This is a genomic window from Sphingomonas sp. DG1-23 (assembly GCF_030730875.1).
In the GTDB taxonomy this organism is placed as follows: Bacteria; Pseudomonadota; Alphaproteobacteria; order Sphingomonadales; family Sphingomonadaceae; genus Sphingomonas.
This window is the reverse complement of sequence record NZ_JAVAMA010000002.1, coordinates 1-18,790: the sequence shown is the minus strand read 5'-3', so window position 1 is coordinate 18,790 and position 18,790 is coordinate 1. Positions and strand designations below refer to the sequence as shown.

Here is an 18,790-nt window from a genome sequence, read left to right as displayed (position 1 = left end):
CGCGGGCGCCCCGGACAGCGCGATGCGCTAGAGCGTCACGCGCCTCGCAGTCAGGACCCGCACCGGCGCCTCGGGAACCTCGCCTTTGAAGCTACCTTGCAGCGTCTTTGTCGCCGACCGCGGCGCGTCGAGGATCTTGATCACCACGTCGATCCCCTCGACTACCCGCGCAAAGGCGGCATAGCCGAGATTGTCTCCCGGCTGGGTCGGATCGGCATCGAACGACGGCTGGTCGCCTACCATGATCGTGAACTCGCCCCGCGCGGTGCCCGGCGCCAGCCGCGGCATCGAGAGCGTGCCCTCGAGATGCTTGATCCCGGTCTCGCTGGTCGACTCGTGCCGGATCGCCGGGAACATCTTCGCCGGCGCATTCTGCACTCCGAACTGGACGAAGCCAAACCGCTCCTGCACCTTCACCGTGCGATAGAAGACCACCCCGTCGAGCCGCTTCGCATCTACATAGCGCAGGAAATTCTTCGCGGTGGCCGGCGCCTTGTCGGCATAGACCTCGACGACGAAACGGCCCGCCTGGGTCTCGAACGCAACGCGGGGATTAGCGGCTGGCGGCGTCGGCGCGACCTGCGCCGCAGCGGGAAGCGCGAGCGCCCAAGCGAACAGCGCCAGAACCAGTCCCCGAATCATCTCACGCCTCCTCATCGTCCTTCGCGGCCTCCTTCGCCTTGGCCAGCCGCGCGCTTTCGGTCTTGAGCGGCTTCGAGACCGGGCAGACCTCCTGCAGATAGCCGTTCAGCGCGTTGGCGAGGTGCGCCTCGACCAGCCGGTAATGAACATATTGCCCGCGCTTCTCGCTCGTCACCAGCCCTGCATTTTCGAGCACCGAGAGATGCTGCGACACCGCCGGCTTCGAAATCTCGAACCGCGCGGCGATCTCGCCTGCGGTCAGCTCGGCGCTGCTCAAATAAGCGAGGATTTTCCGCCGCACGGTGGAGGACAGGGCTTCGAAGACGCGTTGCATGGCGTTCATTTAAGCAATTGCTTCATTGCCTTCCAGTCCCAATCTAGTAATTAGGTAATTCCTTAATTGCTTGCGAGTCGGACGATGCACGATGCCCACGCCGTAAACAGTCTCCTCGAGACGCCCGGCACCGACGCGCTGGAGGGGCGCGTTCGCTGGAACCCCACGCTGTCGCTGTGGAATGGCGGCATGGCGGGCTGCGCGATCCTGCTCGGTCCGCTCACTTTCTCGCCCGGCGCGTTCCTCGTGTTCGTCCTGGCCACCGGCGCGACGCTTCTGCTCGGTCATTCGGTAGGCTTCCACCGCCGCCTGATCCATCGCAGCTTCGCATGCCCGCTCTGGCTCGAGCGCGTTCTCGTCTGGTTCGGCACGATCGTCGGGATGAGCGGACCGCACGGCATCATCCGCACGCACGACCTGCGCGACTGGGCCCAGCGCCAGCGCGCCTGCCACCCCTATCTCAGCCATCGCAGCCCGATGGCGAAGGACGCATGGTGGCAAATCCACTGCCGGCTCGAACTCGCGCATCCGCCCGCCTTCGACCTCGGCCGCGCCGGCCGCGACCCTTTCTATCGCTTCCTCGAAACGACGTGGATGGCGCAGCAATTGCCTGTCGCGGCGCTTTTCTTCTGGGCCGGCGGATGGGGCTTCGTGATGTGGGGCGTCTGCGCGCGCGTCGCGATTTCGGTCCACGGCCACTGGTTCGTCGGGCATCTGGCGCACACGCGCGGGCCGCAGCACTGGCTGGTCGAAGGCGCCGGCGTTCAGGCTCACGACGTGCCCTGGGCCGGCCTGGTGACGATGGGCGAGGCGTGGCACAACAATCATCACGCCTTTCCCGGTTCGGCGCGCATCGGCCTCCATCCGGGGCAGAGCGATCTCGGTTTCGTATTTATCCGGCTGCTGGAGCGGATCGGGCTCGCCTGGGACATCCGTACGCCCGAAGCCTCGCCGGAACGTGCCGACGCGTTGCAGCCGATTGTTGCACGATGACTCCCGACCAAACCCTCGCGGCGTCCGCTGACCAAGGCTGTCTCGCCATGTTCGTCGCGACAGCGCTCGCGGCGTTGTTGCTGATGCTGGCCGTGTTCACGCCGCCCGCCGGTTCGCTCGGGCTATACGTCGCGGTCTTCGTCGTCACGGCGCTGGTCGTCGCGGTGCTGGGTATGCCCTTATACTTGCTCGCCTTGCGCTTGCGCTGGACAAACCCGTGGACGGCGCTGCTGGCCGGCACGGCGACCGGCACCGCCCTGCCGCTGATCAACGCGATCTCGGGCTGTTCGAGCCGGCCATGGCGCTATGTCGCAATCTACGCGCTGGTCGGCGCCGTCGGCGGGCTGGCCTTTTACCTGACCGTGACGGCAACGCAGACGCCGCGCCGAAACCTCGGCTTGCTGCTTGCGCTGGCAGGCTTGACGATCACGGCCGCGCTGCTGAGCCCGCCGCCTGCCTAGCCCGCCAGCGCCTTCTTCAGCAGCTCGTTGACCACCGCCGGATTGGCCTTGCCGCCCATCGCCTTCATCGTCTGGCCGACGAAGAAGCCGAACAACGCCTCCTTTCCGCCGCGATACTGCTCGAGCTGGCCCGGATTTTTCGCCAGAACCTCGGCGATCACCGCCTCGATCGCGCCGGTATCGCTGGTCTGCTTGAGCCCGCGATCCTCGACGATCTTCGGCGCGCTGTCGCCGGTTTCGAGCATGATTTCGAACACCTGCTTTGCGAGCGGGCCCGAGATCGTGCCGTCGGCGACCAGTGCCAGCAATTCGGCGCCCTGCACCGGACTGACCGGGCTCTCGCCAAGCTCCTTGCCCAGCCGATTGAGCGCGCCGTACAGGTCCGAGATCAGCCAGTTGGCCGCGGGCCGCGCGACTTCCTGCTCGCCTTTGGCCTGCACGCGCGCCGATTCCGCCAGCAGCGCTTCGAACCAGCGCGCCGTCTCGGCATCGGCGGTCAGCACTGCGGCATTGTACGCGCTCAGCCCCAGCTCGCTCTCGTAGCGGCGGCGCTTGGCGTCGGGCAGTTCGGGCAGGCTTGCCTGACATTCGTCGAGAAATGAGTCCTCGAGGATCAGGGGCAGCAGGTCGGGATCGGGGAAATAGCGATAATCGTGCGCGTCTTCCTTCGAGCGCATCGAGCGCGTCTCGCCCCGATCGGGATCGAACAGGCGGGTTTCCTGGACGATCCGCCCGCCGCTCTCGATCACTTCGACCTGGCGGCGCGCCTCATATTCGATCGCCGCCATCACGAAGCGCACCGAATTGACGTTCTTGGTCTCGGTCCGCGTGCCGAACGCGCCGCCCGGCTTGCGCACGCTGACATTGACGTCGGCGCGCATCGATCCCTCTTCCATATTGCCGTCACAGCTGCCGACATAGCGCAGGATCGAACGCAACTTCTTGACGTAAGCTCCTGCTTCGGCGGGAGAACGCATATCCGGCCGGCTGACGATCTCCATCAGCGCGACGCCGGCGCGATTGAGGTCAACATAAGACCGCGTCGGATGCTGATCGTGCATCAATTTGCCGGCATCCTGCTCGACATGGATGCGCTCGATCCCGATCTCCTTGGTAAAGGCTTCGGGATCCTTCTCGTCGAGGCTGATCTCGATCCGCCCCTCGCCGACGATCGGGTGGTAGAGCTGGCTGATCTGATAACCCTGCGGCAGGTCGGCGTAGAAATAATTCTTCCGGTCGAACCGCGAATATTTGTTGATCACTGCGCCCAGCGCCATGCCGGTGCGCACTGCCTGGCGGATGCACTCCTTGTTCGGCGTCGGCAGCATGCCGGGCATCGCCGCGTCGATCAGCGACACCTGGCTGTTGGGCTCGGCGCCGAAATCGGTCGCCGCGCCCGAGAAGAGCTTGGCGTTGGAAGTGACCTGCGCGTGCACCTCGAGGCCGATCACGACCTCCCATTCGCCGGTGTCGCCCTGGATGCGATAGGTAGATTCAGTCATTTGCCTGCAACTTCCGTTCGGCGCGCTTGGCCCGGCGCCTTTTGGAGTAATATCCCCAGCCCAGCCCCATGCAGAAGCCGACCAGATCAGCGAAGAACACCGCGGCCGCCATCGCCACAACGGCTGCGAGTGCGACGCACGCTTCTTCCATTTACCACCAGCTGTCCGGCCGCGCGGTGAACCCGGCACGTTGCTCGATCGCCAGCCCGGCGTCGAGCACGCCCTGCTCGTCGAGCGGCTTGCCGATGATCTGCAGCCCCAGCGGCAGCCCGCCTTTGTCGAGCCCGCCCGGCACCGACATCGCCGGCAGGCCCGCGAGGCTGCTCGGCACGGTGAACACGTCGTTGAGATACATGGCCAGCGGATCGGCCGATTTGTCGCCCAGCGCAAATGCGGCGCTGGGAGCGGTCGGGGTGAGCAGCAGGTCGCAGAACTGCCACGCATTCTCGAAATCCTGCGCGATCAGCGTCCGCACCTTCTGCGCCTGCGTGTAATAGGCGTCGTAAAAGCCAGCCGACAGCACGTACGTCCCGATCAGGATGCGGCGCTTGACCTCTTCGCCGAAGCCGGCGGCGCGGGTCGCGGCGTACATATCCTGGAGGTTCTGCCCCTCGGCGAGCTCGCGCAGCCCGTAGCGGACGCCGTCGTAGCGCGCGAGGTTGGAGGAAGCCTCTGCCGGCGCGACGATGTAATATGCCGGCAGCGCGTATTTGGTATGCGGGAGCGACACTTCGACGATCTCGGCACCGGCATCCTTCACCCAGTCGATGCCGCGCTGCCACAATGCCTCGATCTCCGGCGGCATGTTGTCGACGCGATATTCCTTGGGAATGCCGATCTTCTTGCCGCGAAGATTGCCGGAGAGGCTCGCTTCCCATTTCGGCACCGCCAGCTCGAGCGAAGTCGAATCCTTCGGATCGAACCCGGCCATGCTCTCGAGCAGGATCGCACAATCGCGCACGTCGCGCGCCATCGGCCCGGCCTGATCGAGCGACGAGGCGAACGCGACCACGCCCCAGCGCGAGCAGCGGCCATAGGTCGGCTTGATCCCCGAGATGCCGGTGAACGCCGCGGGCTGGCGGATCGAGCCGCCGGTATCGGTGCCGGTCGCGCCGGGAACGATCCGCGCCGCGATCGCCGCCGAGCTGCCGCCCGACGATCCGCCCGGCGCCAGCGGCGCATTGTCGCCGCCGCCGCGCCGCCACGGCGAGATCACATTGCCGAAATAGCTGGTCTCGTTCGACGAGCCCATCGCGAACTGGTCCATGTTGAGCTTGCCGAGCATGCCCGCGCCGGCATCCCACAGCCGCTGCGACACGGTCGATTCATAGACCGGCTTGAAGCCTTCGAGGATGTGGCTCGCGGCGGTGGTCTGGACGCCCCGGGTGGCGAACAGGTCCTTCATGCCGATCGGCACGCCGGCCAGCGGCTTGAGCGTCTCGCCCGCCGCCCGCGCGGCATCGGCTTCCTTGGCCGCGGCGATCGCGTGATCGGGCGTCTCGACGATGAACGCGTTGAGCGCCTTGGCACGGCTCACCTTGACGATGAACGCGTCGGCGACTTCGCGCGCCGAGAAGGTCCCCGCCCGGACGCCGTCGCGCAGCTGGGCGATGCCGAGATCGGTAACGTCGCTCATGCTTTCCGTGCTCCTGCGAAAGCAGGAGCCCAGGGTCCCACGCGATCGGTCTGCTTGTTGCCCTGGATCCCCGCTTTCGCGGGGATGGTCGACTGATGCCGTGCCGTCATCATTCGACCACCTTCGGCACCGTGAAGAAACCGTGCTCGCCCTGCGGCGCGTTTTGGAGGACGGCGTCGCGCTGGCCGCCTTCGGTGACCACGTCCTCGCGCAGGCGGAGCGTGTTGGGGATCACGGCAGTCATCGGCTCGACGTTCGACGTGTCGACCTCGCCGAGCTGCTCGATCCAGCCGAGGATGTTGTTGAGCTCTGGCGCAAGGCGCTCGGCATCGGAATCGCTGATCGCGATCCGGGCGAGGCTGGCCACCTTCTTCACGGTTGCTGTGTCTACGGACATGGGGCGCGACTAACAGCCGCGCCCTCGCCCTTCAAGCATTGCTATTCGAACGGGTCGCCGACCGGGACCCCGCCGACATAGGCCTGACGACGCGGCACCGTGCGGATCTCCACCTTGCCGGCGGCATACCCTTCCGCAATCGCGCGAAGCTCGGCCGCAGTCGCAGGCCGCCTCGTAGGCCCCTGCTCCCACTTGCCGTGCTCAAGATGATAGCTGGTGCCGCCGTGGCAACCACCCCGCGAAGCCGGTTGTTCCTTGATCGGACCCGGCGTGCTCGAAGGCGCCGGCCTGGGCGCGGCGAAGCAGGCATCGTTGAATACCAGTGCCTCGGTCTGGCCGATCAGCAGCACGGCGCATTTCTCGTCGCGCACGCAGTCGTAGCGCTGCGCGAGAATGTCGCGGAGGCTCTCGGGAAGCGCGGCCCCGGGGTGCAGCATGCGCGTATTGGCCGCCACTTCGCTGCGTTGCTTCGTCTGCCGGCTGGTATCCTTCACGTCCCAGCGCATCTCGGCCCTGGCCACTTCGTTCGCGCGCGCCCTGATCGTCGCGTTGGCTGACGCCTGCAGCTTCTTGAGCGCGCTCCGCCCCGGCTGGCCGAAATCGAACGCCAGTGCGCGCCAGTCGAACTGCTCGGGCGTCACCTTGCCCGATTCGAGCCGCGCAAGCTGGTCGCGCGTCGAGATGGCGTTGAAGCTGACGATCGGCGTCGCCAGCAGCAGCGCCACGCCGCACACCGTGAACGCCAGAATCAGGTTGAGCGGCCGTACCCGGGTCCCCCAGTCGAGGCGTCCGAGCACCAGCGCCCCGAAATAGGCCGCGCCCCACAGGCAGGCGAGCGCGACGAACACGATCGCCCAGAGCCGCTCGGGCGTGAAGCCATATTGCCCCACGCGCAGCCCGATCGCGATCGCCGCGAGCACCGCCAGCGGCAGCATCACCGCCCCCAGCCCCATCGCGCCGTAGCGCAGCAGCGGGAAGCGCCGCTCCTCGGCGGGCGCGTTGCCGAGCACCGCATTGGCGAGGATCAGTGCGCCGACCACGCAGAACAGCAGGATCGGGGTGGTCGCGCTGGTCGCCTCCCACAGTGCGGTCAGGCCGGTAAAGGGCAGCGCCAGCACGAACAGCAGCAGACCGAATGCGAGGACCGGCGCCAGCACCGCCAGCACCAGTGCCACCACCCGCTGCAGCAGCCGCACCACGCCGTCATGTTCGCGCAACAGCCCGAGCGCGCCCCCGAAGGCGAGCCCGATCAGCGCGCGCCAGCACCAGTCCTTCTGGAGCAACTCCTTGAGAAAATCGATCTTGATCAGGTCGAACAGCATCGCCAGCAGCCACGCCAGCGCGAACACGATCGCCACGAACACCCAGCACGCCGCGAACAGCACCACATTGGTCCAGGCGTGATCGTGGACCACCGGATAGGGGAAACGTCGCGCTCCTTCGTCGCGCGCCGCCTGGAACAAGGGCGCCGCGATCGCCACCGCCAGCAACAGGCTGACCATCCGCCAGCCTTCGCCGACGCTCCAGTCCTCGGGCGAGCCGTTCCATGCGACGACGAGCGCGCCGACCAAAGCCACTGAAACCGAAAAGGCGATCGAGGCCCACCATAGCCGCCGCTCGAGCGTGAAGCCCGCCAGCCCGGCAGCCAGCGTCACCCCGGTCAGCGCCGCGGCCTCGAGCGCCGAAAGATGGCTGCGAAACCCCGCCCCGAGAATCAGATGCACGCACAGCCCCGCCGCGAGCCCGATAGCGGCGAGGATCAGCGGCCGCATCGCCCATGCCGGCGCGAGCAGCTCCCCTCCGGTTGCTTCGTCCGCTTGCATCCACTTCCCTCCGATCGATGAACGTCGCCGCGCCGTGGCGGAAATCCACCCGCGCGGCATGAGCAAAGGCTGAGCTTTTCCTGAGCGTGCAGATCTTCCCCCGGATACGAGCATCGTTCGGCGGGGTGCCCGCGTCAACGCAGTTGCATCCTTCACAAGCGTGCGCCACGGGAACGCGATTGCATCGTGATCGGTTTATGCTGCATCGCACAATGGAGAGTGCGCTTGGCCCGGAAATTCCTCTATGTCGTCGTCATACTGATCGTGCTCGCGCTCGCCGCTGCCTTTGCCTACCGATTCTACGGCGTGCAGCTGATGCGCCAGTTCATGGTGCCCGCGGGCGAGGCGGTCGCCCTGCCCCCGGCCGACGCTCGCGCCTATGCCCGCCCCGACATGTGGATCGCCCGCCCCGACAAGCCGGGCAATCCGGCGCTCTGGGCGCCCACCGGCTATACCCCCGCCGCGAAGCCCGAGGCGGCGGTGTTCTTCGTCCACCCCACCTCGTTTCTCGACACCAGGACGTGGAACGCCCCGCTCGACAATGCCGACGCCAACAATCGCGCCGCCTTGTTCCTCCGCGGCCAGGCGAGCGCGTTCAATTCGGTGGGTGCGATCTGGGCGCCGCGCTATCGCCAGGCGACGTTCGGCGCCTTTCTCACCAGCAAGTCCAGCGCACAGAAGGCGCTCGATTTCGCCTATCGCGACGTACTCGCTGCGTTCGACCAGTTCGTCGCCGAGGCGGGCGAGCGGCCGATCATCCTCGCCGGGCACAGCCAGGGCGCACTCCACCTTTCGCGGCTGCTCGTCAACCGGATCGCCGGGCAGCCGATCGCGAAGCGCATCGTCGCGGCCTATGTCGTCGGCTGGCCGGTCTCGATCTCCGCCGACTTGCCGAAAATGGGGCTCCCGGCCTGCGCGCAGGCCGATCAGGCCGGCTGCATATTGTCGTGGCAGAGCTTCGCCGATCCCGCCGATCCGTCGCTGATCGTCGATACTTTCGACGCCACTACCGGCTTCACCGGCCAGCCGCGCGCCGGTACCCCGATGATCTGCACCAATCCGCTCACCGGCAAGTCCGGCGATTCGGCACCGGCCGAGGCCAATCTCGGCACGCTGATCCCCGATATGAATTTCCAGTCGGCCCAATTGGTCGTCGGCCGCGTCCCCGCGCGCTGCGAAGGCCGCGGCTTCCTGACGATCGGGCAAGACCCGCCCGAGTTCGGCCAGTACGTCCTGCCCGGCAACAATTACCATGTGTTCGATTACAGCCTGTTCTGGGCGAACGTGCGCCGCGATGCCGAACTGCGGCTGACGGCGTTCAAGAAATGATCACCACCCTCCCCGCCGAGTTTCGCGCCGTTCTGCCCTCGGGGGGGCGCCTGCTCGGGCTCGATGTGGGGACGAAGACGATCGGCACCGCACTGTGCGACGCCGGCTGGAGCTTCGCCAGTCCCGCCTCGCTGATCCGCCGCACCAAATTCACAAAGGACAAGGCCGCGCTCGCCGAGCTGATCGCGAAGCAGCAGGTAAAGGGGCTGGTCATCGGCCTGCCGCTCAACCTCGACGGCAGCGACAGCCCGCGCACCCAATCGACGCGCGCCTTCGCCCGCAACATGGACGATATCGGCCTGCCGATCCTGCTGTCCGACGAGCGCTGGTCGACGGTCGCGGTCGAGCGCACCTTGATCGAGCAGGATTTCAGCCGCGCCCGCCGCGCCGGGATGATCGACAACATGGCCGCTGCGCACATCCTGCAGGGCGCGATCGACGGCCTCGTCAACGTCTGAGCGGCTTCAGGCGGCGTCCTGCCGCGCCAAAAGGCTCCGCGCGTAATCGGCCTCGCGATATTGCGCGATCAGCTCGGCAAAGGCCTGCGCCGTCATCTTGTTGCGCAGTCGCCGCGAGGCGATTTCGATCTTGCGCTTCTTGCGGCTGATCTTCGCGCGCCGCGCGCCCTTGGCACGGCCCGGCATCGGCGCGTCCTCGGTCAGGAACACGCTGAAGCGAAGCCCGTTGCTGTTGGCGGCGCCGCCGACCACCTGATAGCCGACCTGCTCGATCTCGCTCCACGCCAGCGGGCGATCCACCCCGTCGAGGATCAGCGCGTCGGGATGGAGCGTGACGAACGGCTTCTCGCCGCGGATCAGCAAAGCCGCTGCGATGATCAGGAAGACCAGCCCGATGCCGCCGGCTATCGCGGTCAGCGAAGTGAGGTCGCTCGGCAATTGCGCTTCCTCGATCTTTATCCCGATCGCCATCGCCACGAAGATCAGCCCGCCGACGCCGAGCGCCCACCCACCGGCTTTGGTGCTGTCCTTGACCACCACTGCCTCGGCGCTGACCGCCCCCGCCGCCGTCTCCAGCGACTCGCGATGCGCCCGATGCGTCTCGCGGGCGCCGCCGGTGAAGTCGGCGGTCAGCTCGCGGAACAATTGGTCCGGTGCGGCGAACAGCGCCGAGACTCGCGCCATCGCATCCTCAGGCGGCGCCGCAGTGACTTCGGCGATGAGCGCCGGACCGGGCGTAATTCCCAGCGCAGCGAGACGCTGGTGCCGCGGCGGATGGGTGTCGGTCGGGTGCGGCTGGTGCTGCTCCTCGATCCCCGACGGATCATCGAGCCCGTTCGCGCGCGCCCGTTCGAGCGTGGCTGCGATCAGGTCCACAGGCGCGGTCTCCGGATGCTCGAACGCCGCGTTCAGCGTTTCGGCGATGCTCCGCTCGACCGCATCGGTGCGCAGCAGCGCGCGCGCCTGCGCTTCGGGCGAGGTGATGCTGGCGCCGGCTTCGTCGGCCGCGAATTCGCGCAACCGGCTCCAGTGCATCACGGCGCGATCGAAGCGGTCCATCACGAAGACTCCCAGCTCGATCGCCGGGCGCGTGATGAATCCGTCGGACCCGTCCGCCCCGCGTCCGGCGAGGACCATCGCCGCGAGCGAGCGGTTCACCCCCGCATAGATCGGCAGGAAGCGCAGGCTGTATTCGGTGTCGCCGCCGGTGAAATGGCCGAGTTCGTGCCCGATGATCGCCTCGGCCTCGTCCTGGCGGAGCAGCGGCAGATAGGGCAACGGCAGATAGAGCGTGCGGCCTTCGAACCGCTGGCCGTCCGGCAGCAACTTGGGTCCCGAAGTTACGAAGAAGCCGCGAGTCAGGCCGACGACGATCTGGTCGGGACGCAACGCTCCGAGCCGGTCGGCGAGCCCGTCGACCCATTGCCACAGACCCGGTGCGTCGTCGCGCGAGACGCTGCGACCGTCGATCTCGAGCGGATCGGGCTCGAACAATGCGAGCGTGTGCCGCAGATTGAGCACCGCCTTGCCCGCGGTCCACAAGGAGAAGCCCATCACCACGACGGCGATGAGCATCAGCTTCATGTCGCGGCTGCCGGGATTGTCGAGCTCGGCCAGAGGCGCGGCTTCGAACGCGACCGCCGCGACCACGCCGATGGCGGTCAGCACCACCTGCACGCCGAGCAGCGCCGGCAGCGCACGCCGTACGAAGCTGAAGCCGCGCTCCAGCGCATCGCGCGACTGGCGCCCGGCCCAGCCCAGCGCCGTGGAGCCGAGCAGCATCAGCACCGAGATCGCGAACACCAGCGCGGCACAGACGATCACCACGGGCGGCAGATATGCGCGAATGCTCTCGACATAGAGTGCGCGGTCCAGCCGGTTCAGTTCGCCGCGTGCCAGCCCGACCGCAGCATCGCCGACATAGGAGCGGCCGTCGATGCGGATCTGCGCATCGAACGCGATCCTTCCTTCGGCCGCCGCCGCTTTGGTCCTGGCTTCGAAATCGGCGAGGATCGCCGCGACTTCTTCGCGCGCAGCGAGATTTTCGGCCTGATTCGCCGGTACGCGTTGCTGCTCCCAGATCCCCAAACCCAACACCGCGAGCGGCAGGATCAAGGTGGTCAGAACGAGAATGAACGCTTCACGAACCCGGCCCGACATTATTTGCCCCTTTGCAGCCACCGCCTCGCGGCGCCGTAGCGGATGCAAAAGCGTCTCGGCAACCGCGGACGTTGCGGTGGTGAAACTTCCGCGTCGATCGTTTGCGTTCCCGCTCTTGCCCCCTCGTCCGCGCGTCGCTACGCCGCAGCTTTAATGCAAGCTTCCGATCACAGCCCCGCGGCGCAGCTTCCCGGCCGCGCCGCTTTCCCGCACCGGCACCTGACCGGGATCGCCGGCCTCCAGCCGCACGAGATCGTCTTCCTGCTCGACGAGGCCGAGCAATGGGTCGAGGCGAACCGCACCCGCGCCAAGAGCGACAAGCGCCTCGAAGGCCTCACCCAGATCAATGCATTCTTCGAGAATTCGACGCGAACCCTGCTCTCGTTCGAGATCGCCGGAAAGCGGCTCGGCGCCGACGTGGTCAACATGCACGCGGCGCAGAGTTCGGTGAAGAAAGGCGAGACGCTGATCGACACTGCGGTCACCTTGAACGCGATGCGTGCCGACGTGATCGTCATCCGCCACATGAGTTCGGGCGCGGTCGATCTGATCGCGCAAAAAGTCGATTGCCCGGTGCTCAACGCCGGCGACGGCTGGCACGAGCATCCGACCCAGGCCTTGCTCGACGCGCTGACGATTCGTCGCCGCCGCGGCAGCGTCGCCGGCCAGCGCGTGGTGATCTGCGGCGATATCCTCCACAGCCGGGTGGCGCGTTCGAACATGCTGGCGCTGACGGCACTGGCGGCCGAAGTCCGGGTCGTCGCGCCGTCGACCTTGATGCCCGCGGCGATCGAGCGGATGTACGTCCAGCCCTTCACCGATTTCGACGCCGCGCTCGACGGCGCCGACGTGGTGATGATGCTCCGCGTCCAGAACGAGCGGATGGCGGGCGGCTACATTCCCTCCACCCGCGAGTTCCATATGCGCTATGGGCTCACCCCCGAACGGCTCTCCCGCGCGAAACCCGATGCATTGGTGATGCATCCGGGACCGATGAATCGCGGCGTCGAGATCGAATCCTCGGTCGCCGATCACCCCACGCGTAGCGCGATCACCGAACAGGTCGAGATGGGAGTCGCGGTCCGCATGGCCTGCCTCGACGTGCTCACCCGCGCCGAACGCGGCGTGGAGGGCTGGGCATGAAGACCGCCTTCCTCAACGCGCAGCTCGTCTGCCCGATTGCCGGTGTCACCAACGGCAATCTGCTGGTCAACGGCGAAATCATCGCCGCGATCGGCGACTTCGAGATTCCCGCCGACGCCCAGCGTATCGACCTCGCCGGCAAGACCCTCGCCCCCGCGCTGATCGATCTCGGCGTGTTCGCGGTCGACAAGGCCGCGTGCCGTGCCGGCGGCATCGCCCGGGTCGGACTGATGCCCGATCAGTCGCCGGTGCTCGACGATCCCGGCATCATCCGCCGCGCCGCATTGTCGGGCAAGCCGGCGCTCTGGGTCCACCCGCTCGCCGCCGCGACCCGCGGCCTCGAAGGGCAGGATCTCGGCGAGATGGCGATCAATGCCTCTGCGGGCGCACGCGCCGTCGCCACCGGGCGCGGCTGGCTCGCCTCGTCGGGGACGATGCGCAAATTGCTCGCGTACGCGCGCGATTGCGGCCTCGTCGTCGTCGTGCATGCCGAAGATGGCGGATTGGCCCAGGGCACCGTCGCCACCGAAGGCGAGACCGCCACCCGCCACGGCCTCCCCGCCGCCCCTGCAATCGCCGAAGCCCTCGCGGTCGCGCGCGACCTGATCCTCGCCGAGGAGACCGGCGCGCGGGTCCATTTCCGTCAGGTCACCACCGCCGCCGCCTTCGACCTGGTCCGTGCCGCCAAGCGCCGCGGCGTCGGCGTCACCTGCGGCATCACTCCGGCGCACCTCTTGCTGTCGGACATCGCGATCAGCGATTTCCGCACCTTCGCGCGCCTCTCGCCGCCGCTGCGCGACGAGAGCGATCGTCAGGCGGCGCTCGCGGCGGTGAAGGACGGCACGATCGACGTGATCGCCTCGGGCCATGATCCGCGCGGCCCCGAGGCCAAGCGCCTGCCGTTCACCGATGCCGAACCCGGCATGTCGGGCGCCGAGACGTTGCTCGCATTGTCGCTGGGGCTGGTGCGCGACGGGCTGATCCCGATCGAGCGGCTCTTCGCCCTGCTCGCAGCCAATCCGGCGAAGATATTGGGGCTCAAGACCGGAACGCTGGCGGCGGGCAGCCCCGCCGATCTGGTCGTGCTCGATGCCGGCGCGCCGTGGCAGATCGAGGCCGAAAACATGGTCGCCCGCGCCGGCAACACCCCGTTCGATCGGCTGCCGGTGCAGGGCAAGGTTCTTCGCCTCTACAAGGGCGGATCGCCGGTAGACTAATGCAGGAGCCGCTTCAGGCCCGGATCAATAGGGGCTGGCCTTGAAATAATGCGGATAGGCCAGATGCCCGGCAGCGATGCGGCTCGTCGACTGCTGGCTGGTCGTCCGGTATTTCGCGGGAATCGGCGCCTTGGCGATCCAGCGCTGCCAGTCGCGCCCTGTCTGGCAGATTTCGCCCTCGATCTTCTTCCCGGCAGCATCGCGCTTCGGAACGCAGACGACGCGCTGCTGGTCGGCTTCGGAAAGGGCGCTTTGGGCATTCGCCACGGCAGGAAGCGCGACGGCGACGAAGGTGGCAAGCGTCAGACGAAGCACGGCAGCTACTCCCCTGGATGTCGAGAATCCAGATTAACGCCGATAAGCTGAACGTCAAATTACAGGCGAATGGCCCAACGAAAAAGGCCGGAGCGTTGGCCCCGGCCTTCGTCGTGACGAACTGTAAGAAATTCAGCGCGCGGCGACCTGCGTACGACCGCCGCCCTTGACCCATGCAGCGACGCTGTCGCCCGCGGCCGCACGCACGAAGCACGGGCTGCCGCTGGCGCGAACCTGCTGGCAGAGATTTGCCGCATCGGTGCGCGCGAAGCCGCCGACCGACAGGCGATAGAAATTGCCCGCCGCGGTCGAGAATTTGACGCCCTGCGGAGTCTCGGCGCGCAGCGAAGGAACCCGGCGGGTGTGCCGCGCCCATGCGTCGCGCGCCACCGCTGCGCTCTCATAGGCGCCGAGCTGGACATAATAGGCGCCGGGCTTTGCCTTCGCCGTGACCGCCGGGGCCTCGACTGCGGCTGCCTTGGCGACGCGGACGGGCGCCTTGGGCGCGACGCGCGCCGGCGCCGCCTGCGCCACCGGAACCTGCTGGACCACTTCGGCGCGCGGGCCGAACACGATTTGCGGACCGGTGCCCGCCACCTGCTGCTGTTCCGGCTGCGCTTCGACCTGCGGCGCGGCAGCGGCCTCTACGGCGGCAACCTGCTCCGCGCCCTGCGGCACGCCGGGCATATAGCTGTCCACCGGATCGGCGGCCGGGGCGGCTGCCGCCACTGCGACACCCGGCTGCTGCGTCAGCGCGAGCGCGACCGGCTGGCCGCCATCCTCGACTGCGCGCACGCCGAGCAGCGATGCGACCTGATCATAGGCATTGGCCGGGCGTGCGAACTGCGCCCATTCGACCATTCGCGCCTGGAGCTGATCCGGCGAGACGTCCATCGCCGCGACCTTGCCCGCTTCGGCCCAGCGGCCGGCGAGCGCGAGACTGAGCGCCAGATTCTGGCGGGTCTTGGCGGTCGCCGTCGCATCGCGCGCGGCGGGACCGAGGATCTCGATCGCCGTCACCGGATCGCCGGCGAGCGCGAAGGCGAGGCCGCGGTCACCCGCGGGGATGATTTCGGCATTCGCCTGCAGCGTCGCGCGCGCGCCGGCCCAGTCGCCCTGCGCGACCTTGGCGAGCGCCAGATTGAGCGCGACGCGTCCGTCCTGCGGGCTGAGCGTCAGCGCGTCGTTCAGTGCCTGGCCGGCCGAGGTAAAGCGGCCGGCGAGCAGATAGGCCTGGCCGAGCAATGCGCGATACTCGGCATTGGCGGGATCATTGGCCACCGCCGCTTCGGCGTGCTGCACCGCCTGGTCGCCCTTGCGCTTGGCGATCGCCTTGCGCGCATCCTTTGCCTCGGCTGCCGCCTTCTTGGCGCTGGCGCCCGCGCTTGCAAAAGCAGTGCTGGTGAAGCCCTGCGTCGCGACGCCGGTCATGGCGACGCCCCCCAGCACGAGTGCCGAGAGGCCGAACTTGATCATCTTGCGGCTGGTCATGGTCATGTCCTTCAGCCCCGGAGCGTCGCGGGGTCGATCTGGCTGGCGAGCGTGTCGATGCCCTCGAGCGATTCGAGGAACTGGTCGAGCGCTTCGGTTACGAGGTGCTGGGCCGAGCGGCCGGTGACGGCGGATGCGAGGCGCAGCCGCAGGTGGCGGGCATGGTCGAGGCGCAGCGTGAACGCCGCCTTGGCCTTTTTGGCGGAAACCTCGCGCGCGACGCGGGCCAGCGTGCCCTGCGAAACCGCGGGCGCATGCTTGAGCACCGGCTCGCGCTTCATCGGCCGCGCGAGCACCAGCGGCGCTTCGGGCGCGGGCGCCTCGGTCTCGACGCACGCGGGCACCGGCGCGGCGAGTTGCTCGTCGAGCGCCTCGATCTGACGCAGCACTTCGGGCTTCGGCGCTTCGTAGCTATGGTCGACCGGCGCGACATAGGGCGCCGCGACCGGCGCGGGGCGGAATTCCTCGCCCATGTCGTTCCAGCCGAGATCTTCCTGCTGCCCGGCGCTCATCTGCAGGAAGCCCTGCGGGCGCATCGCCGGACGCGCCTGGCCCTTGCGGGCGAGGAGGCTGGAAGAGAGCGAAGCGAGCGGTTTGGAGGTGCCGATCATCGCCGCCCCCTCAGCTCATGACCCGGCGGCCGAAACCGCCAGAGGGTCGCGTCTGGCCGAACTGGCTCGCCTGCGCCGCCGGCGCCGCAAACACGGTGCGGCGGAAATTCTTCTCGAGCCGGTCATAGATATAGGCCCAGAGCCCGGCGACCTCGCCGGCGGACTTGCCGCGCGGATCGGTTTCCATGACGGTGCGGCCGTCGATCATCGACGCCGCGAAATCGGTGCGGTGGTGGAGCGTGATCGGCGCGACGGTGCCGTGCTGCGACAGCGCGACCGCGGCTTCGGACGTGATCCGCGCCTTGGGCGTCGCGGCGTTGACCACGAAGATCAGCGGCTTGCCGGCGCGCTCGCACAGATCGACCGTGGCGCCGACGGCGCGCAGATCGTGCGGACTGGGGCGCGTCGGGATGACGATCAGTTCGGCGACCTGGATCACGCTCTGGATCGCCATGGTGATGGCGGGCGGCGTATCGATCACGGCGAGGCGGAAGCCCTGCTGGCGCAAAACCTCGAGATCGGCCTGGAGCCGCGCGACCGTGGTCTGGGCGAACGCCGGATATTCGGTGTCGCGCTCGTTCCACCAGTCGGAGAGCGAACCCTGAGGATCGATATCGATGAGAACGACGGGCCCATGGCCGGCCAGCTGCGCCTGCACCGCAAGGTGACCGGACAGCGTGGTCTTGCCAGACCCACCCTTCTGCGATGCCATCGCTAGAACGCGCATGAACCCCCTCGGAAACTCGATAAGTGCAGGCTGCCTGATGCCATGGGGGTAGATAAGAACCGGTTAACGCGTTTCGCCGCGGGACGGACTTTGGTTTCCGGAAAAGTAAGGATATGTTTGCCTCTTAAGGATTAAGTGGCACTTCCGGTGTCGCGGGGGCGATGGAGCGTGTTTGGAATGAAGTCCTTCTGGATGGCCAGCCTGGCGGGTGCGCTGCTCGTGGCGCCCGCTTCTGCCCAGCGAAACCCGGCCCCTGCCGTGCAGGAGGATCCGGTCAGAGCCGGTGTCGACGCCTATGACCGCGGCGACTATCGCATCGCGATCGAGAAATGGCGCCCCGAGGCGAACCGCGGCAATGCCGATGCGCAGTTCAACATGGGCCAGGCCTATAAGCTCGGCCGCGGCGTCTCCGCCGACGCCGCACAGGCCGAGAGCTGGTACGGCAAGGCGGCGCGGCAAGGCCATGAGCAGGCCGAGGGCTATTACGGCCTGACCCTGTTCGAGAACGGCAAGAAAAGCGAGGCGGTGCCTTGGCTCCAGCGGGCGGTCAGCCGCGACGATGCCCGCGCGCAATATATTCTCGGCATCATGCTGTTCAACGCCGACGGGGTGCAGAAGGACTGGGTCCGCGCTTACGCGCTCATGGTCCGCGCGTCCTCGACCGGGCTCGATCCCGCGGTCAAGGCGCGCGCCCAGATGGATCAGTTCATGCCGCTCGACGATCGCCAGAAGGGCCTGGCCCTCTCGCGCAAATATGAGGAAGACTATCGCAACGGCGGCCGGCCGCTGCCGCCGGTCGAGGTGGCGGAGAATGTTCGCCCCGCCCCGTCGGTGACCACGCGTCCCGCGCCGCCTGTCGCAACCCGCCCGACGCCGCGCCCTGCCCCGACCCGGCCGGCACCTGCGCCGGCGGCCGCGACGCCGGTTCGCGACGGCGGCTGGCGCGTCCAGCTCGGCGCGTTCGGCGATCCGAACAATGCCCGCAAGCTGTGGGGCCAGGTCGGCGGACGCTTCCCCGGCCGCCAGCCTTATTTCGTCAAGGCCGGCGCGCTGACCAGATTGCTGGTCGGCCCCTATGCCTCGCGTGCCGCAGCGGCAGCGGCCTGCGGCAGCGTCAAACCCTGCGTGCCCGTCGCACGCTAGGCACGACAAATCGCTTCGCAGATGCAACAAATATCTGCAGGGCGCGTTTCGCGCCTCATGATCAAAGCCATCCTGACCGCCGCCGCCCTTCCCGCACTCCTCCTTGCGACCGGCGCCGCCGCGCAGGAGGATGACGCGCCCAAAGAGCCCCGCCGCTTCCGCGTCGCGCTCGGCCCGCAAGTGCTCCCCAGCTATCCGGGTGCGGACAAGGTGCTCGTCGCGCCCTTCTGGGACATTTCGGTGACCCGCGGCGACCGGCCGTTCCAGTTCGAATCCGCCGATGAGAGCCCCGGCGTGCCGCTGATCCGGACGGGCAGCTTCGCGATCGGCCCTGCCTTCAATCTCGAAGGCAGCCGCCGCCGCGACGAGACCGACCTGCCGGTCGACGAAGTCGGCGTCTCGATCGAG

20 protein-coding genes are annotated in these 18,790 nt (G+C 67.7%); 8 read left to right on the top strand and 12 right to left on the bottom strand.

The window, feature by feature from the left end:
- Positions 1-27: 27 nt before the first annotated feature.
- Together Q9Q95_RS03020 and Q9Q95_RS03015 are read right to left on the bottom strand one after the other, a co-directional pair.
- A complete protein-coding gene (locus Q9Q95_RS03020; RefSeq protein ID WP_306093713.1) occupies positions 28-642 on the bottom strand; it encodes a peptidylprolyl isomerase in 615 nt (204 codons plus the stop codon).
- Between the two features lies 1 nt (position 643).
- Entirely contained in the window at positions 644-985 is a 342-nt protein-coding gene (locus Q9Q95_RS03015) for a metalloregulator ArsR/SmtB family transcription factor (protein WP_306093711.1), read from the bottom strand.
- Positions 986-1,060: 75 nt separating this feature from the next.
- Here Q9Q95_RS03015 and Q9Q95_RS03010 point away from each other — a divergent pair, with 75 nt between their 5' ends.
- Complete coding sequence (locus Q9Q95_RS03010; protein ID WP_306093709.1) at positions 1,061-1,969, top strand: acyl-CoA desaturase; 909 nt, start codon at positions 1,061-1,063, stop codon at positions 1,967-1,969.
- Between the two features lie 47 nt (positions 1,970-2,016).
- Complete coding sequence (locus Q9Q95_RS03005; RefSeq protein WP_306093707.1) at positions 2,017-2,430, top strand: hypothetical protein; 414 nt, start codon at positions 2,017-2,019, stop codon at positions 2,428-2,430.
- On the opposite strand, the gene gatB is transcribed toward Q9Q95_RS03005, so the two are convergent.
- The 5 genes from gatB to Q9Q95_RS02980 all read right to left on the bottom strand — a co-directional run bounded on the left by gatB (position 2,427) and on the right by Q9Q95_RS02980 (position 7,788).
- The gene (gatB, locus tag Q9Q95_RS03000) at positions 2,427-3,932 is read right to left on the bottom strand and encodes an Asp-tRNA(Asn)/Glu-tRNA(Gln) amidotransferase subunit GatB (RefSeq protein WP_306093705.1); all 1,506 of its coding nucleotides are present in this window, start codon (positions 3,930-3,932) and stop codon (positions 2,427-2,429) included. The genes Q9Q95_RS03005 and gatB overlap by 4 nt on opposite strands.
- Entirely contained in the window at positions 3,925-4,083 is a 159-nt protein-coding gene (locus Q9Q95_RS02995; RefSeq protein WP_306093703.1) for a hypothetical protein, read from the bottom strand. Before Q9Q95_RS02995 ends, gatB begins: the two co-directional genes overlap by 8 nt.
- Entirely contained in the window at positions 4,084-5,568 is a 1,485-nt protein-coding gene (gatA, locus tag Q9Q95_RS02990) for an Asp-tRNA(Asn)/Glu-tRNA(Gln) amidotransferase subunit GatA (protein ID WP_306093702.1), read from the bottom strand.
- A 109-nt stretch (positions 5,569-5,677) separates the two neighbouring features.
- Complete coding sequence (gene gatC / locus Q9Q95_RS02985; protein WP_306093700.1) at positions 5,678-5,965, bottom strand: Asp-tRNA(Asn)/Glu-tRNA(Gln) amidotransferase subunit GatC; 288 nt, start codon at positions 5,963-5,965, stop codon at positions 5,678-5,680.
- Between the two features lie 41 nt (positions 5,966-6,006).
- Positions 6,007-7,788, bottom strand: a complete 1,782-nt coding sequence (locus Q9Q95_RS02980; protein ID WP_306093698.1) for a DUF4153 domain-containing protein — start codon at positions 7,786-7,788, stop codon at positions 6,007-6,009.
- 225 nt (positions 7,789-8,013) lie between these two features.
- Here Q9Q95_RS02980 and Q9Q95_RS02975 point away from each other — a divergent pair, with 225 nt between their 5' ends.
- Both Q9Q95_RS02975 and ruvX read left to right on the top strand, forming a co-directional pair.
- Entirely contained in the window at positions 8,014-9,117 is a 1,104-nt protein-coding gene (locus Q9Q95_RS02975; protein WP_306093697.1) for a DUF3089 domain-containing protein, read from the top strand.
- A complete protein-coding gene (gene ruvX / locus Q9Q95_RS02970; protein ID WP_306093694.1) occupies positions 9,114-9,575 on the top strand; it encodes a Holliday junction resolvase RuvX in 462 nt (153 codons plus the stop codon). The genes Q9Q95_RS02975 and ruvX overlap by 4 nt, the downstream gene beginning before the upstream one ends.
- Before the next feature lie 6 nt (positions 9,576-9,581).
- Here ruvX and Q9Q95_RS02965 read toward each other — a convergent pair whose 3' ends face one another.
- Positions 9,582-11,735, bottom strand: a complete 2,154-nt coding sequence (locus Q9Q95_RS02965; protein WP_306093691.1) for a M48 family metallopeptidase — start codon at positions 11,733-11,735, stop codon at positions 9,582-9,584.
- Positions 11,736-11,888: 153 nt separating this feature from the next.
- On the opposite strand from Q9Q95_RS02965, the gene Q9Q95_RS02960 reads away from it, so the two are divergent.
- Both Q9Q95_RS02960 and Q9Q95_RS02955 read left to right on the top strand, forming a co-directional pair.
- Positions 11,889-12,878 carry an aspartate carbamoyltransferase catalytic subunit gene (locus tag Q9Q95_RS02960; RefSeq protein ID WP_306093689.1) on the top strand — a complete coding sequence of 330 codons (990 nt, stop codon included), beginning with the start codon at positions 11,889-11,891 and terminating at the stop codon, positions 12,876-12,878.
- Positions 12,875-14,095, top strand: a complete 1,221-nt coding sequence (locus tag Q9Q95_RS02955; protein WP_306093686.1) for a dihydroorotase family protein — start codon at positions 12,875-12,877, stop codon at positions 14,093-14,095. Before Q9Q95_RS02960 ends, Q9Q95_RS02955 begins: the two co-directional genes overlap by 4 nt.
- A 24-nt stretch (positions 14,096-14,119) precedes the next feature.
- On the opposite strand, the gene Q9Q95_RS02950 is transcribed toward Q9Q95_RS02955, so the two are convergent.
- The 4 genes from Q9Q95_RS02950 to Q9Q95_RS02935 form a co-directional block, all read right to left on the bottom strand.
- The gene (locus Q9Q95_RS02950; RefSeq protein ID WP_306093683.1) at positions 14,120-14,410 is read right to left on the bottom strand and encodes a hypothetical protein; all 291 of its coding nucleotides are present in this window, start codon (positions 14,408-14,410) and stop codon (positions 14,120-14,122) included.
- Positions 14,411-14,542: 132 nt separating this feature from the next.
- Positions 14,543-15,901, bottom strand: coding sequence for an SPOR domain-containing protein (locus tag Q9Q95_RS02945; protein WP_306093680.1), 1,359 nt, complete (start codon positions 15,899-15,901; stop codon positions 14,543-14,545).
- 11 nt (positions 15,902-15,912) lie between these two features.
- The gene (locus tag Q9Q95_RS02940; RefSeq protein ID WP_306094671.1) at positions 15,913-16,509 is read right to left on the bottom strand and encodes a hypothetical protein; all 597 of its coding nucleotides are present in this window, start codon (positions 16,507-16,509) and stop codon (positions 15,913-15,915) included.
- A 13-nt stretch (positions 16,510-16,522) separates the two neighbouring features.
- Positions 16,523-17,239, bottom strand: coding sequence for a ParA family protein (locus Q9Q95_RS02935; protein ID WP_306093678.1), 717 nt, complete (start codon positions 17,237-17,239; stop codon positions 16,523-16,525).
- 177 nt (positions 17,240-17,416) lie between these two features.
- Between Q9Q95_RS02935 and Q9Q95_RS02930 the strand changes: the two genes are divergently transcribed.
- Entirely contained in the window at positions 17,417-18,382 is a 966-nt protein-coding gene (locus Q9Q95_RS02930; RefSeq protein ID WP_306093675.1) for an SPOR domain-containing protein, read from the top strand.
- A 57-nt stretch (positions 18,383-18,439) separates the two neighbouring features.
- Positions 18,440-18,790 (top strand): MipA/OmpV family protein (locus Q9Q95_RS02925; RefSeq protein ID WP_306093673.1); only part of this gene is annotated, 351 nt, incomplete at its 3' end.